The organism is Arthrobacter sp. 01N442, assembly GCF_056399345.1.
The window spans coordinates 320,988-336,415 of sequence record NZ_JBFTRD010000005.1 but is presented as its reverse complement, the minus strand read 5'-3'; the positions used below and the strand labels follow the sequence as shown (position 1 = coordinate 336,415).

Annotated in this window: 20 protein-coding genes and 1 riboswitch; of the genes, 8 read left to right on the top strand and 12 right to left on the bottom strand. The window is 67.1% G+C overall.

Translation table 11 applies throughout. The features are described 5' to 3' along the window. Positions 1–18 precede the first annotated feature (18 nt). Positions 19–396 carry a cupin domain-containing protein gene (locus AC1DNC_RS12865; protein WP_476862913.1) on the top strand — a complete coding sequence of 126 codons (378 nt, stop codon included), beginning with the start codon at positions 19–21 and terminating at the stop codon, positions 394–396. Positions 397–429: 33 nt separating this feature from the next. Here the strand turns inward: AC1DNC_RS12865 and AC1DNC_RS12860 are convergent, their stop codons facing one another. Both AC1DNC_RS12860 and AC1DNC_RS12855 read right to left on the bottom strand, forming a co-directional pair. Then, positions 430–1,623, bottom strand: coding sequence for a type II toxin-antitoxin system HipA family toxin (locus AC1DNC_RS12860; protein ID WP_476862912.1), 1,194 nt, complete (start codon positions 1,621–1,623; stop codon positions 430–432). Next, complete coding sequence (locus AC1DNC_RS12855; protein ID WP_476862911.1) at positions 1,623–1,820, bottom strand: helix-turn-helix transcriptional regulator; 198 nt, start codon at positions 1,818–1,820, stop codon at positions 1,623–1,625. Before AC1DNC_RS12855 ends, AC1DNC_RS12860 begins: the two co-directional genes overlap by 1 nt. Before the next feature lie 250 nt (positions 1,821–2,070). Between AC1DNC_RS12855 and AC1DNC_RS12850 the strand changes: the two genes are divergently transcribed. Further along, on the top strand, positions 2,071–2,628 hold the full coding sequence (locus tag AC1DNC_RS12850) for a dihydrofolate reductase family protein (RefSeq protein WP_476862910.1): 558 nt from the start codon (positions 2,071–2,073) through the stop codon (positions 2,626–2,628). A gap of 98 nt (positions 2,629–2,726) precedes the next feature. On the opposite strand, the gene AC1DNC_RS12845 is transcribed toward AC1DNC_RS12850, so the two are convergent. Then, positions 2,727–3,485: an NlpC/P60 family protein gene (locus AC1DNC_RS12845; protein WP_476862909.1), complete on the bottom strand. Its 759-nt coding sequence runs from the start codon at positions 3,483–3,485 to the stop codon at positions 2,727–2,729. A gap of 4 nt (positions 3,486–3,489) precedes the next feature. Beyond that, a riboswitch (cyclic di-AMP (ydaO/yuaA leader) is annotated at positions 3,490–3,654 on the bottom strand. A 223-nt stretch (positions 3,655–3,877) separates the two neighbouring features. Here AC1DNC_RS12845 and AC1DNC_RS12840 point away from each other — a divergent pair. Then, on the top strand, positions 3,878–4,132 hold the full coding sequence (locus tag AC1DNC_RS12840) for a hypothetical protein (protein WP_476862908.1): 255 nt from the start codon (positions 3,878–3,880) through the stop codon (positions 4,130–4,132). Here AC1DNC_RS12840 and AC1DNC_RS12835 read toward each other — a convergent pair. Both AC1DNC_RS12835 and AC1DNC_RS12830 read right to left on the bottom strand, forming a co-directional pair. Continuing rightward, positions 4,129–4,986 (bottom strand): hypothetical protein, encoded by an 858-nt coding sequence (locus AC1DNC_RS12835; RefSeq protein WP_476862907.1) that lies wholly within the window; start codon positions 4,984–4,986, stop codon positions 4,129–4,131. The two genes, AC1DNC_RS12840 and AC1DNC_RS12835, sit on opposite strands and share 4 nt — an antisense overlap. Positions 4,987–5,042: 56 nt before the next feature. Continuing rightward, on the bottom strand, positions 5,043–5,699 hold the full coding sequence (locus AC1DNC_RS12830; protein ID WP_476862906.1) for a DNA alkylation repair protein: 657 nt from the start codon (positions 5,697–5,699) through the stop codon (positions 5,043–5,045). A 344-nt stretch (positions 5,700–6,043) separates the two neighbouring features. Between AC1DNC_RS12830 and AC1DNC_RS12825 the strand changes: the two genes are divergently transcribed. Next, a complete protein-coding gene (locus AC1DNC_RS12825) occupies positions 6,044–7,300 on the top strand; it encodes a hypothetical protein (protein WP_476862905.1) in 1,257 nt (418 codons plus the stop codon). Between the two features lie 135 nt (positions 7,301–7,435). Next, positions 7,436–8,845: an MBL fold metallo-hydrolase gene (locus tag AC1DNC_RS12820; RefSeq protein ID WP_476862904.1), complete on the top strand. Its 1,410-nt coding sequence runs from the start codon at positions 7,436–7,438 to the stop codon at positions 8,843–8,845. Between the two features lie 145 nt (positions 8,846–8,990). On the opposite strand, the gene AC1DNC_RS12815 is transcribed toward AC1DNC_RS12820, so the two are convergent. The 7 genes from AC1DNC_RS12815 to AC1DNC_RS12785 all read right to left on the bottom strand — a co-directional run bounded on the left by AC1DNC_RS12815 (position 8,991) and on the right by AC1DNC_RS12785 (position 12,862). After that, positions 8,991–9,440 carry a universal stress protein gene (locus tag AC1DNC_RS12815; RefSeq protein ID WP_476862903.1) on the bottom strand — a complete coding sequence of 150 codons (450 nt, stop codon included), beginning with the start codon at positions 9,438–9,440 and terminating at the stop codon, positions 8,991–8,993. A 215-nt stretch (positions 9,441–9,655) separates the two neighbouring features. Then, a complete protein-coding gene (locus tag AC1DNC_RS12810) occupies positions 9,656–9,979 on the bottom strand; it encodes a helix-turn-helix domain-containing protein (protein ID WP_476862902.1) in 324 nt (107 codons plus the stop codon). A gap of 257 nt (positions 9,980–10,236) precedes the next feature. Beyond that, on the bottom strand, positions 10,237–11,001 hold the full coding sequence (locus AC1DNC_RS12805; RefSeq protein ID WP_476862901.1) for a sulfite exporter TauE/SafE family protein: 765 nt from the start codon (positions 10,999–11,001) through the stop codon (positions 10,237–10,239). Beyond that, positions 10,998–11,606, bottom strand: coding sequence for a rhodanese-like domain-containing protein (locus AC1DNC_RS12800; protein ID WP_476862900.1), 609 nt, complete (start codon positions 11,604–11,606; stop codon positions 10,998–11,000). Before AC1DNC_RS12800 ends, AC1DNC_RS12805 begins: the two co-directional genes overlap by 4 nt. A gap of 170 nt (positions 11,607–11,776) precedes the next feature. After that, complete coding sequence (locus tag AC1DNC_RS12795; RefSeq protein WP_476862899.1) at positions 11,777–12,079, bottom strand: rhodanese-like domain-containing protein; 303 nt, start codon at positions 12,077–12,079, stop codon at positions 11,777–11,779. Between the two features lie 139 nt (positions 12,080–12,218). Further along, positions 12,219–12,545 (bottom strand): metal-sensitive transcriptional regulator, encoded by a 327-nt coding sequence (locus AC1DNC_RS12790; RefSeq protein WP_476862898.1) that lies wholly within the window; start codon positions 12,543–12,545, stop codon positions 12,219–12,221. A gap of 2 nt (positions 12,546–12,547) precedes the next feature. Next, positions 12,548–12,862, bottom strand: coding sequence for a rhodanese-like domain-containing protein (locus tag AC1DNC_RS12785; protein WP_476862897.1), 315 nt, complete (start codon positions 12,860–12,862; stop codon positions 12,548–12,550). Between the two features lie 153 nt (positions 12,863–13,015). Here AC1DNC_RS12785 and trxA point away from each other — a divergent pair, with 153 nt between their 5' ends. The 3 genes from trxA (at position 13,016) to AC1DNC_RS12770 (ending at position 15,414) form a co-directional block, all read left to right on the top strand. Next, entirely contained in the window at positions 13,016–13,381 is a 366-nt protein-coding gene (gene trxA, locus AC1DNC_RS12780) for a thioredoxin (protein ID WP_476862896.1), read from the top strand. 364 nt (positions 13,382–13,745) lie between these two features. After that, a complete protein-coding gene (locus tag AC1DNC_RS12775; protein ID WP_476862895.1) occupies positions 13,746–14,303 on the top strand; it encodes a hypothetical protein in 558 nt (185 codons plus the stop codon). A 73-nt stretch (positions 14,304–14,376) separates the two neighbouring features. Continuing rightward, entirely contained in the window at positions 14,377–15,414 is a 1,038-nt protein-coding gene (locus AC1DNC_RS12770; protein WP_476862894.1) for a Gfo/Idh/MocA family protein, read from the top strand. Positions 15,415–15,428: the final 14 nt, after the last annotated feature.

Sequence of the window (15,428 nt, the reverse complement as noted above, 5' to 3'; positions counted from 1 at the left end):
ATCGAAAGAGGGAGTGCCATGACCACAAATGTTGTTACCCAGCTGCAGGTGAAGTCCCACAACTCGCCGGATGAGAAACGCCGTCCGGATAAGACTGAGGTGGACATTGTGTCCGTCGGCGACTACACGATCGGCCGGTTCAGCTTCGAGCCGGGATGGCGCTGGTCCGAGTGCATCAAACCCGTGGTGAAGACTGAATCGTGCGAGAACAGCCACGTCGGCTTCTGCGTTTCCGGCAAGCTGACCGTCGAGACCACCGACGGCGGACGAATCGACATCGCTGCTGGCGATTCCTACACCATTCCGCCGGGCCACGACGCCTGGGTTGAGGGTGGGGAACGGTTCGTCGGGATTGAGTTCCTGAGTGCAGCAGCCTTCGCCAAGGGCGCGGAATAGGCGCGGCCAGGGCTCAACCAGTGGATCCCCGGTTCAGGCGCTTAGTTCCTGGCGCCTGAACCGCAGCTCCCGCTGTGCCCCGCGCAGCGGTGAGCCGGAGAATGGCAACTCGTCGAGGCGGACGGCATCCGCCGCGGAAAGCGCCGTGCGGTTGGCACTTTCCGCGGCGCGCTGCGGCAGGCCAAGTGCGTGCGCAAATTCTGCCCAGTGCCGTGCTTTGAGGTTCCGGGTTTTGCCGGCGACGGGCAGCGCCAGGGTCTCGTCCCCGTACAGCAAGGTGCAGGGAACATCGTAGACGGGGGCCATGACGAATCCGCCGGGTCCGCCCAGGATGGCCAGGTTCTTGGCGTGCAGGTCACCGTTTCCGGTCAGCCACGCGAAGAGGAACTGGAGGTACAGGTTGCGGCTGGCTACCACCGGGGCCTTGCACATCCGGGCCAGGGCGGCGGCGACCTCCTCGGCGTCCACCCCGTATTTGGAGGCCGGTGGCAGACCCAGCACCTGGGTGCCGTCCTCAAGCGGCAGCCGGTGCCATGCGCCGTCGGCCGACTTGACCCGGTCGAACCGTTCGACAAGGAGCCCGGGCAGTCCGTTGCGGTCGGCAATGACGGAGCTCTTCGCGACGGGGATCTTCAGTGCCTTCGCACCTTTCAGGTGGGCGGCCTCGTTCTCCACCAGGTGCGGATGTTCCGGAGGATCGAGCTTCAGCAGGTAGCGGTGTCCGCGCAGGGCCAGGGGCGTGGTCAGCATGGACGCGCTGGTCTTGCGCTGAACCCCCGGGATGCCGTGCAGGTCTACCGTGTTGGCGAGGAAGGAAAAATCCAGCTCTTCAGGCCGGGAGGTATCGGCCAGGGCCGCCGGTTCAGCCGGCGCCTCTCCGGCAGGAACCACCTGCACATCGCCCGGCACGTCCGCCCCGACGGCGAGGAGCAGGGTCAGCTCGTCGTCGAAACTGGTCTTGGTGGCGCTCTTCAGGACGGTGAGCCGGTGGCCTTCGGGCAGGAGGCCGGCGAAGAAGGCAGGCAAGGCCCCGGCCGGGGCTTCCACCGCGACGTCGACCGGCGGCAGGGAGACGGCAACGGCCGGATGGCCGCCGGCGAGATAGTCGGGGCGGTAGGTAAACTGCACTCCCCCGGCGCCGGTGCGGGCTAGGCGGCCGGCCAGGCGGCCGTTCTTGTAGACGTCAGCGGCCTTGACGAACCTCAGGTCCTGGAGTTCCGGGACCATCAGCCCACCGCGAGTTTCAGGCCGAGCACGTTCGCCACCGCCACGACCGCCTGCAGTGACGGGTTCCCGCTCCCTGTCTCGATGGCGCGGACGGTGCGCTCCGAGGTTCCGGCCAGGTGCGCCAGGTCCGCCTGGGTCAGACCGGCCTCCCTGCGGGTCCGGCGGATCCCCTCGGCTATCGCCCCCACGTCGCTCACTGTGCTCCCCTTCTCGTCCCTTTGTTACCGCATCCTCCGGCCAATCCCTTCCGGCAGTATGTTGCCGATCCAGCGCGAGGACTCTCCCATCATGGCCGATACGGACTCATTCGGCAAGATAATGCCGTAATTGGCTCAAAGAGCTTCCGCCGGAAGCCATAAGACCCTAATCGGCAGAAAATTGCCGAATCGGCCCCACGGTCACGCTACAGCCTCCCGCCAGGGATCCTCGCGGCGTAAGCTCTCGGCCATGCGGAAGATCATCCTGGCAATACAGGTGTCCCTCGACGGCTTCTTCGAGGGCCCCAACGGCGAGATCGACTGGCACATGGTCGACGAGGAACTCCACACCCACTTCAACGAGCAGCTCGCCACCATGGGCGCCTTCCTGGACGGCCGCGTCACCTACGAACTGATGGCCGGATTCTGGCCGACGGCGGATCAGGATCCCTCCAGCACCCCAGCCGAGGCCGAGTTCGCAAAAATTTGGCGGGACATGCCGAAGATCGTCTATTCCAGGACGCTGGAGCGGGCGGGGTGGAACACCACGGTGGCGCGCGACGTCGTCGCCGATGAGGTGCTGGCACTGAAGGCGCAACCCGGGGGAAGCCTGGCGCTCGGCGGGGCGGACCTGGCCGCTACCTTCCGCCGGCTCGGACTCATCGACGAGTACTGGATCTACGTCCACCCGGTGCTGATTGGACGCGGGAACCCGCTATTCAAGGACTCTGACGACAGGACCGCGCTGAGCCTCGCCGGCACCCGTACGTTTGGCAACGGCGTCGTCCTGGTGCGGTATACCGCCTGAGCATCGCCGGCAGGCGAAAAACGTGCGCAAAAGCCGGGGCCGGCTGCCATGAAAAGGCAGCCGGCCCCGGCCCTGGAAAGAGGTTCCTGCGCTTGTTGCTATGCGCCGGCGCGGACGAAGGTCACACCGCCGGTGGCAGTCAGCCAGGAAAGCGGGTGCTTGATGGTCTGGTTGCTGCCGTTCATGCCGCCGCTGATGACCTCGCCGCCACCGGCGTAGATGGCCACGTGGCCGGACTGGACGATCATGTCACCGGGCTGCGGGGTGCCCACAACCTTGCCGTAGTTCATGAACTGCTGGGGACCGAGGTCGCCCACGTGGATGCCGGCCGCACCGAGGGCCTTCTCCACCATGGCGGTGCAGTCCTGGGTGATGCCGATCTGGCTGTAGGCAGCAGAGAGCATCGCGGCGTTGACTCCGCCGGCTGCGGGGGCAGGCGCCACGGCCGACTTCGCCTGCACGGTGATCTGGGGAGCTGCCGGCGCAACGGCCGGGGCGGGTGCGATGGCCGGGGCCGGGGCGGCGACTGCCGGGACTGCAACAGGCTTCGGCTGTGCGACGACCGGTGCCGGCGTGGTCGTCACTGCCGGGCGGGCGAAGCTGATCTGGACCGCGGAATCGGCGGTGACGGGCGCGGAAATCTTGCTGCCGACGTCAACGGACGACGCCGGGGCGGCCTCGTTTTCGGCCGGGGCGACAGCTGCATTGGCGGCCATTCCGCTCGTGAGGACCAGGCCGGAGGCTGCGAAGACTACCGCGGCCTGACGGCCGATGATGCCTGATTTGCCCGAGAATGCTGAGCCCTGTCCGGCGGATGCGTCGGAACGATGGCGCGCAGAAGTAATGCTTGAAGTCATGGTTGTAGCCTCTCCCAATGCCTGCGAGGTGAGCTGTCGGATTCGGATGGGAGGCACCCGGCCGCGGGCCCGTCAATGCGGGCGCTGTGCGGCTTCACCCCAAGACCTGCTAAAAACGCAGATCGAAAGTGGTTTCCCCGTCTCTGCCAGATGGTTGCATTCGGATCCCGGGCCGCGGCAGAGTTAGGCAATCGGCTCGGGAGCGCCCGTATCGGATACAAACAGGCACCTATCCACGGTAACGGCCCATGGCCTGAATGTCACATTCAGATAACGGGGCCGTGTGCTCGCGCGGACAGTCCGCTGTGTCCCCTTGCGGACAAGGCCTAGGGCTCCGGCGGTCGTCCGCCATAGGATGAAGGCACCCAGCGTTCCCCGAGCGGAGGCACGAAATGAACAGCCACTGTGTCGCGATTTGCCAGCTCAGCGATGAGTCGCAGGAGGATTTTGACGTCAACACCGAGTTGCTGATTCTCGAGGAGAAGGAAATCCATGTGGCGACGTGGGACGCCGAACCGCGCGACGGCGGCTTCGATGTCCACGTCCTGAACGACCGTGTGGACACGCTCGGTTTCATGGTGGTGACCGATTGGCAGTTCCTCGACGGCAAGGCATACGCCGTCGTGGAGCGCCGGCCGCAGCGCTAGGGCAACCTGCTGAGCACCTGGTTGACGACGTCGGCGCCCTGCCTGGCGGCGGCATCGGCGTCGAGTGTCTGCGCCGCGTTGCCGTTGACGGTTTGGCGGTAGATCACGTCCACCCCGGATTTGCTGCCCCCCACGTAGATTGCGCCGACCCGCGCGCCGTCGGAGGTGAGCTGCGAGACCGCGAATGACTGCTCTCCGTCGACCTTCGCCGAGAGCCGGACAATATCCATCTGCAGCTTGCCGGGCAGCAGGGAGATTTCCCTCACGGTGTTGCATGAACCATAGGCATCGCGCCGCTGCTGGAATTCGGACCGCCCGGTTGAAGACGCGGGATGGACGGCGCTGAGGGAGCGGTAGGTTCCGGTCATCTTCATCGCGTCCTGGTCCCCGGGCGTGGACGGAATCAGGAGGCCGCTTGCCAGGCTGCCGTTGGCGGCGTTGAACATGAGGTAACTGTCGAAGAGCTCGCACTTGCCCGGCGCAGCGCCGCGTTTCGGGTCGGAGGCGTCGTGGTAATCACCCAGCGCGCCCGACGCCACGGCCCGGGGGTCATCTGCCTGGAGCTGGCCGATGCCATCGAGCTTGACTCCCCGGAGCAGCGCCTGCAGCCGTGCGTCGGTGTAGTCCCGATTCCCATCAGCCGTCGGCTTTCCGGCCGGGCCGCTGGCCGGACCGGGGGTGCCCGTCGTGGGGGTTTCCGTCGTGGGGCTGCCCGTCGTGGCGGCGCCCGTCGTGGGGGCGCCGGTTGTGCCCGGCCCCGAGCCGGGGCCGGCCGAGCACCCGGCCAACAGCGTTCCTGCAACGACGGTCCAACTGAGCTGGCGCGCCCAGCGCCGCGCCTGGAAGGTCTTCACCGCTTCAGCTTGACCCCGCCGCGGTGCCTCCCGCGAGAGCCTTAGTACCCGCTTCGCTAAAGACGCAGCTCAGGGCGGCGTTTCCGCACCTCGGCGACGACATGTGAGACCGCATCCCGGACCAGGCAGGAGTCACCGACGTGGGCCTCCGTCCCGCTCCCGGCACTGGGCGCGAAGCACTTTCTGGCATCGCGCACAAAGCGGTCCCAGTCGCCCGCGCCGGATCGAAGCTCACGGAGCGGCGCCATCAGGGCCGCGCGTCGCAACCAGTCGTCCGGGTCCTGCAGCCAGCGGCCCATCACAGCGTCCGCGCGGGCCCGGCTTTGGGGATCCAGCCCCGCCAGCAGCGGCCCGACGACGTCGATTGCCAACGGGTCGGCCAGCTCACGCAGGCGAGCGGTACGGACGAAGCCCTCGATCCGGGTCAGGTCCGAATTGTCCAACACAGCCACGCGGGATTGCAGTAGGACGACGGCGGCGAGGCGGCGTTCGAAAACCGGGACCGCCCACAACTCCGAGCTCAGCGCCGCGATCTCGTCACGGTCAAGGTCCCGGTAGCGGCGGAGCGCATCCCGGACCGTGCCGCGGACGGCACCGACGGAACAGCCGTAACTCGCCAGGTCCGGTCCATACCGGTCCCGCGCTTCTTCGGCGCGCTGCCATGAGCTCTCACGCTGCAGGCACGCATCGATGAAGTCCCCGGCCTGGCTCATGGATCCATTCTGACCCGGCTAGGGCTGCAGAGCCTAAGCGGGCCCGGACGGCGGGACACCAGCCTGTCGTGCGCCGAGGGGCACAAATCCTCTGGTGCCGTCCAACCCCGCGGCGGAACATGGGCTCAGCACATCTTTCGACGGCAGGGAGTCCAGTCGTGTGTCCAGGTGCTGCAACAACCCGAAATGCCGGTGGGCCTGTTTCACGGTCACGTCGCTGGCTCTTTGCCTGCGCTGCCGCCGCTCTGGCGGTCACCGGCTGCACGCCGGATCCGCCCTCACCACCTGACGGGAACGGATCGGTCCCCGCGAGCGCGCCTGTCCCGGCGTCGACGGCGGAAGGTGTGCTCTCCGATGAGGAACTCATGGTCCTGCTGGAGTCGGCCATCAACGGAAACCATGAGGGCACCGGACGTGTCTCCAGGAGCTCGGAGTTGCGCTCCCGCCTGCAAGGCCAGCAGGGCCCCCTCGACGATCCCGCCGTCGAGCCCGGCGAATGCGGGGTGTTCCGCCCGCACAGCTCGCCCACCAGCGGAGCGGACCTTGCAATGCACTTCGCCGCGGGCGTCCTCACCCTGACCGGGGCGTGGTCCCGCGAGGCCCTCGCTTTCGTCTTTGCCCGAAGCGCGCCGCGAAGCGAGATACTCGCTGCGGATTTCGCCTACACCGACGCGCTGGCCCAAAGGTGTGCAACGTTCCGGCAGACGTCGGGGAATGCCCCATCCTCCACCGTCAGGCTGCTCAACGTGCCGGCCGTGGGCGAGAAGGCCTACGCCACCGTCCTGGGCACCCCGGCGACTGCCGGTACTCCCCCGGTCGGAGCCACCATCGCATTGCAGGTGCTGCAGGGCACGCTGTCGATTGGGCTGCGCCGACAGGCACCCGCCCCCAGTTCCGAAGACGACGTTAGGACGGCCCTCGAGCCGCTGGTCCGGCTGGCCCAAAAGCTGATCGGCCAGACAGTCTCCAGCCCAGCGCCGTCTGCCGCACCGGCGCCGGGTCCGCCCGCCAGCCCTCGACGTCCCGCGCAGCAGACACCGCAGCAACTGGCCCGGCTGCTGCAGGGCATTACCGGGCCCACAGGGAACCAAGCCCAGGTGCTGGAGGGTGGCTACGCCCGGTCCGGGCCCGCAACGGCTCGGGCCGCGCCGGCTTGCGTCTATGACGACGCGGCATATCTTGCCTCCCTCGCGGGGTCCTCCGCCGTGGTGGCGGAGATCCCTGGTGATCCGCCGAAAACGGACCGGATCAGTTTGCGGCTCCTCAGCTTGCCGTCTCCGCCGACGGGATCGTCACCCTCAGACAGCCGGGCAGCTGACCTTGGCCGCTGTGGCTCCATCCTGGAAAAGCTCCCCGGCGGCGGCTCGCGCACCTGGACGGCGATCAAGCACCTGGCCGTCGACACCGGCGGAGAAGCCGGCTACGCCCTGGTTTATGTGCTGCCGGACGGGACGGGTGTCAGGCATGTCCGGGTGGGCGCCAGGAAAGGCGTGCTGTGCGTGGACACGGAAACGAAAACGCTCTCCGACGCCACCGTCCTCCAGGCTGCGCGGGGACTCGCCGCCACCATCAACAAGGTGCTGGCCAGGGTCGGCGGCTGAGCCTCCGGGCCACGCCGTCGGCCCCGCCGAAGAATCTGTCCTGTCGCGTTTGCGAGATACCCCCCGGGGTATTATTGTTGAACGTAGAGGAGGAAGGAATCCCTTCCCCGTCCACCTCAAGAAGGAGTTCCCCGAATGCTCATCGAGCGCATCTACGACGAAGACCTCGCACAGGCCAGCTACTTCATCGGCTGCCAGGCCAAGGGTGAGGCCCTTGTGGTTGACCCCCGCCGTGACATCGCTGTCTACCGGGACCTTGCTGCCGCGAACGGGATGAAGATCGTGGCCGTGACCGAGACGCACATCCACGCGGACTTCCTCTCCGGCACCCGCGAACTGGCCGCCGCAACCGGCGCCACCGCCTACGTCTCCGGCGAGGGCGGCGCGGACTGGCAGTACGGCTTCGAGGCCGAACGCCTGAACGACAATGACGAAATCACCCTGGGCAACATCACCGTCAAGGCCCTGCACACCCCCGGCCACACCCCGGAGCACCTGTCCTTCCTGATCACCGACGGCGCGTTCGCCGACAAGCCCGGCTACCTGCTCTCCGGTGACTTCGTGTTCTCCGGCGACCTCGGCCGCCCGGACCTCCTGGATGAAGCCGCCGGCGGCGTCGACACCCGCTTCGAAGGTGCCAAGCAGCTCTTCGCCAGCCTGCGGGATAAGTTCCTGACCCTGCCGGACCACGTCCAGGTCCACCCCGGCCACGGCGCCGGCAGCGCCTGCGGCAAGGCCCTCGGCGCCATCCCGTCCTCGACCGTCGGCTACGAACGCCTCTACGCCTGGTGGGGCCCGTACCTCGCGGCCAACGACGAGCAGGGCTTCATCAACGAACTCCTCGACGGCCAGCCCGACGCCCACGCCTACTTCGCACGGATGAAGCGCGAAAACCGTGAAGGCCCCGCTGTCATGGGCGAACGCGCACCCCTGACCGAGCTGCCGGCGGCCGACGTCGCCTCCGACCTGGCCGCGGACAAGGTCATCTTCGTGGACACCCGCCCCAACGGCCAGGTCCACGAAGGCACCGTCACGGGCTCGGTCAACGTCCCGGCCGGCAAGTCCACCGCCAGCTTCGGCGCCTGGGTGGTCGACCCCGAAAAGGACAAGGCCCCGCTGGTCCTGCTCGCCCCCAACCAGGCCGCAGCGCAGGAGATGTGGGACCACCTGGTCCGCGTCGGTATCGACAAGGTCGCCGGCTACGTCACCGGCCTCGAAGGCCTCCCGATCTCCGTGCCCAAGCTGATCCAGCCGGAAGAACTCGAGGGCTTTGAGGCCGCCATGGTCCTGGACGTCCGCAACAAGACCGAGCACGCCGCCGGCCACATCCCCGGCTCCTACCAGCTCAGCGGCGGCCGCGTCATGTGGCACCTGGGCGAGCTCCCGGCAGAGGGCACCATCGTCTCCTACTGCCAGAGCGGCGTCCGAAACTCCGTCGCGGCCAGCGCCCTGCGCCGCGCCGGGTACGACGTCGTCGAACTCGACGGCAGCTACGCAGCCTGGGCAGCACAGCAGCAGGCAACGGACACTGTTCCGGCCAGCTAGCCAGTATCACCAGTAACGAAACAGAGTAAATGCGTGGCGGCGGCCCGGGGAAACCCGGACCGCCGCCACAGCTGTGTCTGGGAAAAGTTCCCCCTGGCATCCCAGCGGCAACGGGGGCCCGATGAGCCCCTGGCCAGCCTCGCCGTCAGGAGCCCGGCGCCGGGTGAACGCCTGGACGGACGACCAGCACCGGGCACTCGGCGTGGTGTACAGCCTGGGTCGATACCGAGCCCAGCAGCATGTTCGCGAAGCCGCCGTGCCCGCGCGATCCAACCACGAGGAGGTCGGCCCCCGCGGCGGCGCCGAGCAGCACCTCGGCCGGATGCCCTACGGTCACCTCACCGGTGACATCGACGCCAGCATCCGCCGCGTGCCGCACTGCCTCGGCATGAGCCTGCCGGGCATGGTCGCCGAAAGCATCCCGATCCGGCGCCCGGCCTGCCGCGTCACCGATGACGGGGTAATGCCAGGCGCTCACAATGTGGACCTGGCCAGAGCGCAGGCGGGCTTCTTCGAGGGCCCAGTCCAGCGCGGCATAGGAGGAAGTCGACCCGTCGACCCCCACGACGATGCGGAACGTTTTTCCTGTTGCCATTGCGCGCCTCCGTCGTGTGTCCCTCGGGCACAGCGCCATGGTTTTTAGGGCACCCGTCGTGAAGATCTCCGTGACTGCGGCCTTGAGATCCTCCAAAGGGTCTGGAGCCTGGAGGCGGGACTGGTGATAGAAGAATGTCGATCGGGCAAGACCGGAGACTTGCAGCAAAATTGGAAGCGGGAAGTCAGCCTTGAGGGCGATGAGGGCCTGGACCTTCACCGTTGTTTTGGATCCCTCAAGGCCCGTAATTTTCCCAAGTAGGCCACTTCTGCCCGCAGGCGCTCGTTCTCACGGCGCAGCCGCTCCAGTTCGGATGGTTCAACCGGCGGGGCGTCGGGCTTTGGGGGCCGGCCTTTAGGCTTCGGTCGCAAGGAGTCCGGGCCCTCGAGACGATACGCGCGGACCCACGTTCTCAGCAGGACAGGAGAGGACAGGCCGGCCTCAGCTGCCAAGTCAGGGCCGGTCTCACCGGCGATGAAACGTTCGACCAAAGCGAGCTTGAACTCGAAAGAATATGACTGCTTCGTCGGCTTGCTCACCAGCGCTCCTCGACCACGAATCCTCCACCGCCGATACAGCCTCTTGACCGGCCAGTTCGACACGCCCAACAGATTAGCCGTCGCCTGATCTGCAAGACCTTTCTCAAACCACGCTACAGCCGCCTCACGCTGAGCCTCGGATAACGAACTATCTACACGCAAAAAACTGCTCCCCGGAAGTCAGAACTGAATTTCTCAGTCCAACTTCCGGGGACCAGTTCACAATCCTCCGGCGCTTTTGTTCAGTTGAAGCCCTCTTAGGAGACCAGCGCCTGCGCCGTCACATAGGCGGCGACCAGCAGGACCAGGACGCCGAAGCCGCGTTTGAGCGCCTTGTCCGGGATCTTGGTCCCCAGCCGGCCCGCAATCAGCGAAGCAACCATTGCTGCCCCTGCGAAAGCGGCCGTGACAGCCCAGTCGATCTGGAGGTCACCAAGGTGGGCGGCGAACCCGGCGATCGAGTTGATCACAATGATGACCAACGAAGTGCCGACGGTCACGGCCATCGGCAGGCCCAGGACGAGGGTCAGCGCCGGGACGATCAGGAACCCGCCGCCGACGCCCAGCAGCCCGGTCAGGAAGCCCACGACGGCGCCGGTCGCGATTGCCTTGGGCAGGCAGCTGCGCCAGTTCACGCCGCCGCCGGGGAGGGCGCAGGATCCGCCGGCCGCCTTGGACGGAAGCATCATCCGGATGCCGGCGAAGACCATGATGGCGGCGAAGGCCAACAGCAATACCTTCGGGTCGAGCAACCGGTTCACGTAGGCGCCCAGGTAGGCGGTTGCCGTGCCGGCGGCACCGATGATGAGGGCCAGCCGCCAGTTCACTCCGCCCCGCAGCCGGGGCACCACCGCGACGGCGGACGAGGCCCCGACCACGACCAGCGACGTCGGTATCGCCGCGGCCAGCGGCAATCCCACGCCGTAGACGAGCGCGGGGACGGCGAGAATGGACCCGCCGCCTCCTACCAGGCCCAGCAGGCCGCCGACGATCAGCCCGAACGCCGCCGCGGTGAGGATCATGCCTTGGAGCCCAGGTTCTGCAGTGCCTGGTGGGCGGTGGGCTCGTTGGCGGAGCGGTTCCACGGCATCTTGGAAAGCATCTGGCCCATCGCGCAGCTGTTCGTTGCCGCGGAGAAGGTCAGGCCCGCCCCGATGCCGCCGGCAAGCAGTCCCAACTTCGGCGAGAGCAGCTTGCTGCCCACCACGCCGGCCAGGACCAAGGATCCGGCCGTCATGCGGACCTGGCGCTCCAGGGCCCAGGTGTTCTTGCCCTTGACGACGTTGCCGCCGGCGGCGGCGTAGGCAGGAACGCCTCCGGTCAGCACGCTGGCGCTGCCGAGGCCTACCGCATCCAGATGCTTCCGGGCCTGTTCGGCACGGTTTCCGGACTGGCACACCAGTACGACGCGGGTGCCCATCTTGGCGGCAAATTCCTCAGCGTGCTCGCTCAGCAGCGGGAGCGGGACATGGTACGAGCCCTTGATGTGCATCGAATCAAACTCGGCACCGCCGCGTACGTCAATCACCATCAGGTCATCGTGGTTGTCCTCCCAGGCTTTCAGCGTGGAGGCGTCAATGGACTGGGGTGCGGACTGGACCGGGGTGGTCTGCTTTGAGGTAGTCATAGTCTCTTTCGGTATAGCTTGGGCAATTCTGGCGACAGCCCGCGGATGCGGGACATCGCCGTCCACCGGCCCGGAGCCCGGCAGGGCGCAGCCAGGACAGAACAGTCAGGACAGGTGGAGGCCCGGGCGGCGCGTGGGGGGAAGCGCCGCCCGGGCAGTCTTGGGGAGAGTCAGCCGGCAGGAAGTCCTGCGGCAGTCCAGTCGAGCATCCCGCCAGTCATCGTGTAGGCGGTGAAGCCTGCGGCGGCAAGTTGGTCCGCGGCTGCGGCGCTGCGGCGACCGCTGCGGCAGACGGCGACGACGGGGCGGGAGTTGTCCAGCTCGCCCATTCGCGCGGGCAGTTCGCCCAGCGGGATGTGCTGCGCGCCCGCGATCATGCCGGCGGCGACTTCCTCGGATTCGCGAACGTCCACGATCTGGGCGTCGCTGCCGTTCTTGAGCTGTTCGTCGAGTTGCTGGGCGGTGATGTCCATGGATGTGCACCTTTCGGGAGGCATTCGGGCGGGGCAAGTGGCCGATCCAGCCACTTACAATATACCCCCAGGGGTATAGCGGATCAAAATCTATAAGGGCGCACGAGGAGCGCCGGGAGCGCCACGCAGGCTGCGGGCATCAGGTCAAGCGCAGGAAGAGGCCACGAATTTCCTCGAGGGTCAGCCTCTGCGCCTCCGCACCGGCGGGCAACCCCGCCTCCACCCCGGACGGCACGTCGGTAATGCAGTCGCGCATGGCGGAGGAAAGGAGCTCGAACCCGGCCTTATCCAGGGCGCCGCGGACAGCCGAGAGTTGCGTGACGACACTCCGACAGTCTGATCCGGACTCGACGGCGGCGATCAGGGCGCCGAGCTGGCCCTGGGCGCGCTTGAGCCGGTTGATGGTGCGGCGCATCCCGGCGTCACTACCCGGCGTTGCCCCGGGCAGGCTGATGGCCGATGCCATGCTCAGTTGCCTCCGCCGCGGTAGGTTACCGGATGGCCGTTGCGGTACCACTCGGTGATTCCGCCCATCACATTGACGGCGTCGTAGCCATGCTCGGCGAGGAACGTGGTAGCCCGGGCGCTGCGGCCGCCGGAGGCGCACATGACATAGACGGTACGGCCGGTCGGAATGTCGCCAAGGGTGTGTTGCAACCGCGACAGCGGGAGGTTCTTGGTGCCGGGAACACTGGCCTCGGCGAACTCCTCGGCCTCCCGTACATCGATAAGCGGAACGCCCGGGACCAGCATGGCCAGGTCGTCGACAGAAATGCTTTTCATACTGCTTTCCTTTCAGGCCGCCGGAGCCCCGGACGGGAACGATACCCTTCCATAATGATACCCCCTGGGGTATTTTCGCAAACAGCCGCAGGCGCCTGTCCAGCCTTGGATGCGCGCTTGCGGGCAATACCCCCGGGGGTATATATTGAGGGCATGGCAACCATCGACATTTCTGAAAAGACCTTCAACGACACGATCTCCGGCAACGACATTGTGCTGGTGGACTTCTGGGCAGCCTGGTGCGGTCCGTGCCGCATGTTTGCCCCCACCTTCAGCAAGGCTTCCGAAGCGCACCCCGACGTCGTCTTCGCGAAGGTGGACACGGAGGCCGAGCCTGGACTGTCCGCGGCGGCACGCATTACCTCAATCCCCACCTTGATGGCCTTCCGAGACGGCATCCTCGTCTTCTCGCAGCCAGGTGCCATGAACGCCGGCGGCCTGGATGAGCTCATCACCGCCGTCAAGGGGCTGGACATGGAAGAAATCCGGGCCAAGCTGGCCGCCGCTCCCGCGTCCTGACCGTGTCCTAGCCGCTGGCGCCCAGACCTTCGCGGTCCAATAGAGGTGCGGCTTTGCACCACGCCAGCAACCACCAAACCAGCACCACCCATCCAGCAGTACCCACCAAAGGAGAAACCCAATGTGCAGTACCGTCCGTTGCAATAACTGTGGAAAGATCACCTGGGCCGGCTGCGGCGAGCACGTCGATTCCGTCATGGCCGACGTACCCACCGAACAGCGCTGCACCTGCAAGTGACCCGCCGGGCCGGCCGGGAAACGCAAGAACATGCCGCGGCGCCACGACGCTAGGGACCATCCAGCCGAAGCCGGCAGGGAGCGCTTCCTTGGCCGGCTAGCGAAGTTGCTTAGCGACTGTCGCTCGGTGCGCGGCTGGCGGCGCCCGCGGATCGTGGTTGCCGGGATCACTGCGGTGGCCGCAGCAGTGGCCATCATTGCCTCAAGCGGCGCATCCGGAGCGGCCGGATCCGCGTGGTGGAGTATCCCGGCCATCGCCGCGGGGACGCTGCTGGCCGGCCTGACGGTAGGCAGTTATCTCGGCACCCCGATCGGGGCGGAGGCAACGGTGTGTGATACCCGCTGGCCGATACTCGGTCTCGCCGGCCTCGCGCTTGGCAGTTCCGCCGGCCCGAACAGCCTTTTGGCCTATTTGTTCAACTGGGCGACGCCTACGCTGCTGGGCGCTGTGATCCAGCCGGCCGTCTCACTCGCCGCCGTCGCCCTGCTCGGCTGGGCGCTGCGCGTCCGGCTCGATCTTGAGAGGACAGCCCTGGCTCCCGTCGGCGGCGTGCCGTCGGCCGAAGGTTCCTGCCCCACCTGCCGGCCTCTTTTCCCGCAAAACCGCGCAGCCGGTCCTCTGCCCGGGGACGCTCCGCAACAAAACGGCACCCATACGGTACGGTCGACAACACGCCGGCAGTAGGCTGCGCCGTCCACGGGGACGACTTCGCGGCCGCTGCCAGAGACCATCTGCGCTTGGCCGAAGGGAACCCACGATGTCAGACACCGCCGCCGCCCCCTCCTCCCCCGATCGTCCCGCCGGCGCGGGAAGCGGCGTCCGCTGGGGGATCCTCGGCACCGGACTAATCGCCGGACTGCAGACTTCGGATTTGGTCGAGCACGGCTTCACTGTCCGGGCGGTAGGCTCACGGAACCTCGAGACGGCCAAGGACTTCGCCGGCAGGTTCCAACTGCCCGTGGCCCATGGCAGCTACGAAGCCCTGGTTAACGACCCCGACGTGGATGTCGTCTACATCTCCTCGCCGCACCCGTTCCACTACGAGAACGCGCTGCTGGCCCTCAACGCCGGCAAGCATGTGCTGGTGGAGAAGCCCTTCGCCATGAATGCCTGGCAGGCCCAGGAAGTCGTTGACCTTGCCGCGGCGCAGGGGCTGGTAGCGCTCGAAGCGATGTGGACCCGCTACCTCCCCCACATGGTCCGGATCCGGGAACTGATCGCCGCGGGCACCCTCGGAGAGGTCAGGACCGTCATCGCGGACCACAACCAGAACCTGCCCAAGGATCCGCAGCACCGGCTCAACGACCCCGCGCTGGGCGGCGGCGCGCTCCTGGATTTGGGGATCTATCCGGTCTCCTTCGCCTTCGACATTTTCGGCGAGCCCGCCAAAATCCAGGCCGCCGCCAGCATGACGGCCACCGGCGTCGACCGCCAAACCGCGATGATCTTCGAATACGCGGAAGGCCAGCAGGCCGTGCTGCACTGCGCGTTGGACACCGCCGGGCCCAACCGCGCAGCAGTGATCGGCACCGAAGGCAGCATCGAAATCGACCCGGTCTGGTACACGCCCACGGGCTTCACGCGCTACGACGACGGCGGCAACGTCGTCGAACGGTTCGACGAACGGGTGACCGGCCGCGGCATGCAGTACCAGGCATGGGAAATGGAGCGTCTCATTGCCACCGGCGCGATCGCCAACGACGTGCTGTCCCCCGGCGAGACCGTCCGCGTCATGGCGACACTGGACGCAGTCCGAGGCCAGATCGGCCTCAGCTACAGCAGCGACGAACGGTAGGTTCAGGCCAGCGC

What these genes read in the sequence shown, in the direction of transcription:
- AC1DNC_RS12865 (WP_476862913.1), top strand. Translation starts at nt 19, where the DNA reads ATGACCACAAATGTTGTTACCCAGCTGCAGGTGAAGTCCCACAACTCG.
- AC1DNC_RS12860 (WP_476862912.1), bottom strand. Translation starts at nt 1,623, where the DNA reads ATGGTCCCGGAACTCCAGGACCTGAGGTTCGTCAAGGCCGCTGACGTC.
- AC1DNC_RS12850 (WP_476862910.1), top strand. Translation starts at nt 2,071, where the DNA reads ATGCGGAAGATCATCCTGGCAATACAGGTGTCCCTCGACGGCTTCTTC.
- AC1DNC_RS12845 (WP_476862909.1), bottom strand. Translation starts at nt 3,485, where the DNA reads ATGACTTCAAGCATTACTTCTGCGCGCCATCGTTCCGACGCATCCGCC.
- AC1DNC_RS12840 (WP_476862908.1), top strand. Translation starts at nt 3,878, where the DNA reads ATGAACAGCCACTGTGTCGCGATTTGCCAGCTCAGCGATGAGTCGCAG.
- AC1DNC_RS12830 (WP_476862906.1), bottom strand. Translation starts at nt 5,699, where the DNA reads ATGAGCCAGGCCGGGGACTTCATCGATGCGTGCCTGCAGCGTGAGAGC.
- AC1DNC_RS12820 (WP_476862904.1), top strand. Translation starts at nt 7,436, where the DNA reads ATGCTCATCGAGCGCATCTACGACGAAGACCTCGCACAGGCCAGCTAC.
- AC1DNC_RS12815 (WP_476862903.1), bottom strand. Translation starts at nt 9,440, where the DNA reads ATGGCAACAGGAAAAACGTTCCGCATCGTCGTGGGGGTCGACGGGTCG.
- AC1DNC_RS12805 (WP_476862901.1), bottom strand. Translation starts at nt 11,001, where the DNA reads ATGATCCTCACCGCGGCGGCGTTCGGGCTGATCGTCGGCGGCCTGCTG.
- AC1DNC_RS12800 (WP_476862900.1), bottom strand. Translation starts at nt 11,606, where the DNA reads ATGACTACCTCAAAGCAGACCACCCCGGTCCAGTCCGCACCCCAGTCC.
- AC1DNC_RS12795 (WP_476862899.1), bottom strand. Translation starts at nt 12,079, where the DNA reads ATGGACATCACCGCCCAGCAACTCGACGAACAGCTCAAGAACGGCAGC.
- AC1DNC_RS12790 (WP_476862898.1), bottom strand. Translation starts at nt 12,545, where the DNA reads ATGGCATCGGCCATCAGCCTGCCCGGGGCAACGCCGGGTAGTGACGCC.
- AC1DNC_RS12785 (WP_476862897.1), bottom strand. Translation starts at nt 12,862, where the DNA reads ATGAAAAGCATTTCTGTCGACGACCTGGCCATGCTGGTCCCGGGCGTT.
- trxA (WP_476862896.1), top strand. Translation starts at nt 13,016, where the DNA reads ATGGCAACCATCGACATTTCTGAAAAGACCTTCAACGACACGATCTCC.
- AC1DNC_RS12770 (WP_476862894.1), top strand. Translation starts at nt 14,377, where the DNA reads ATGTCAGACACCGCCGCCGCCCCCTCCTCCCCCGATCGTCCCGCCGGC.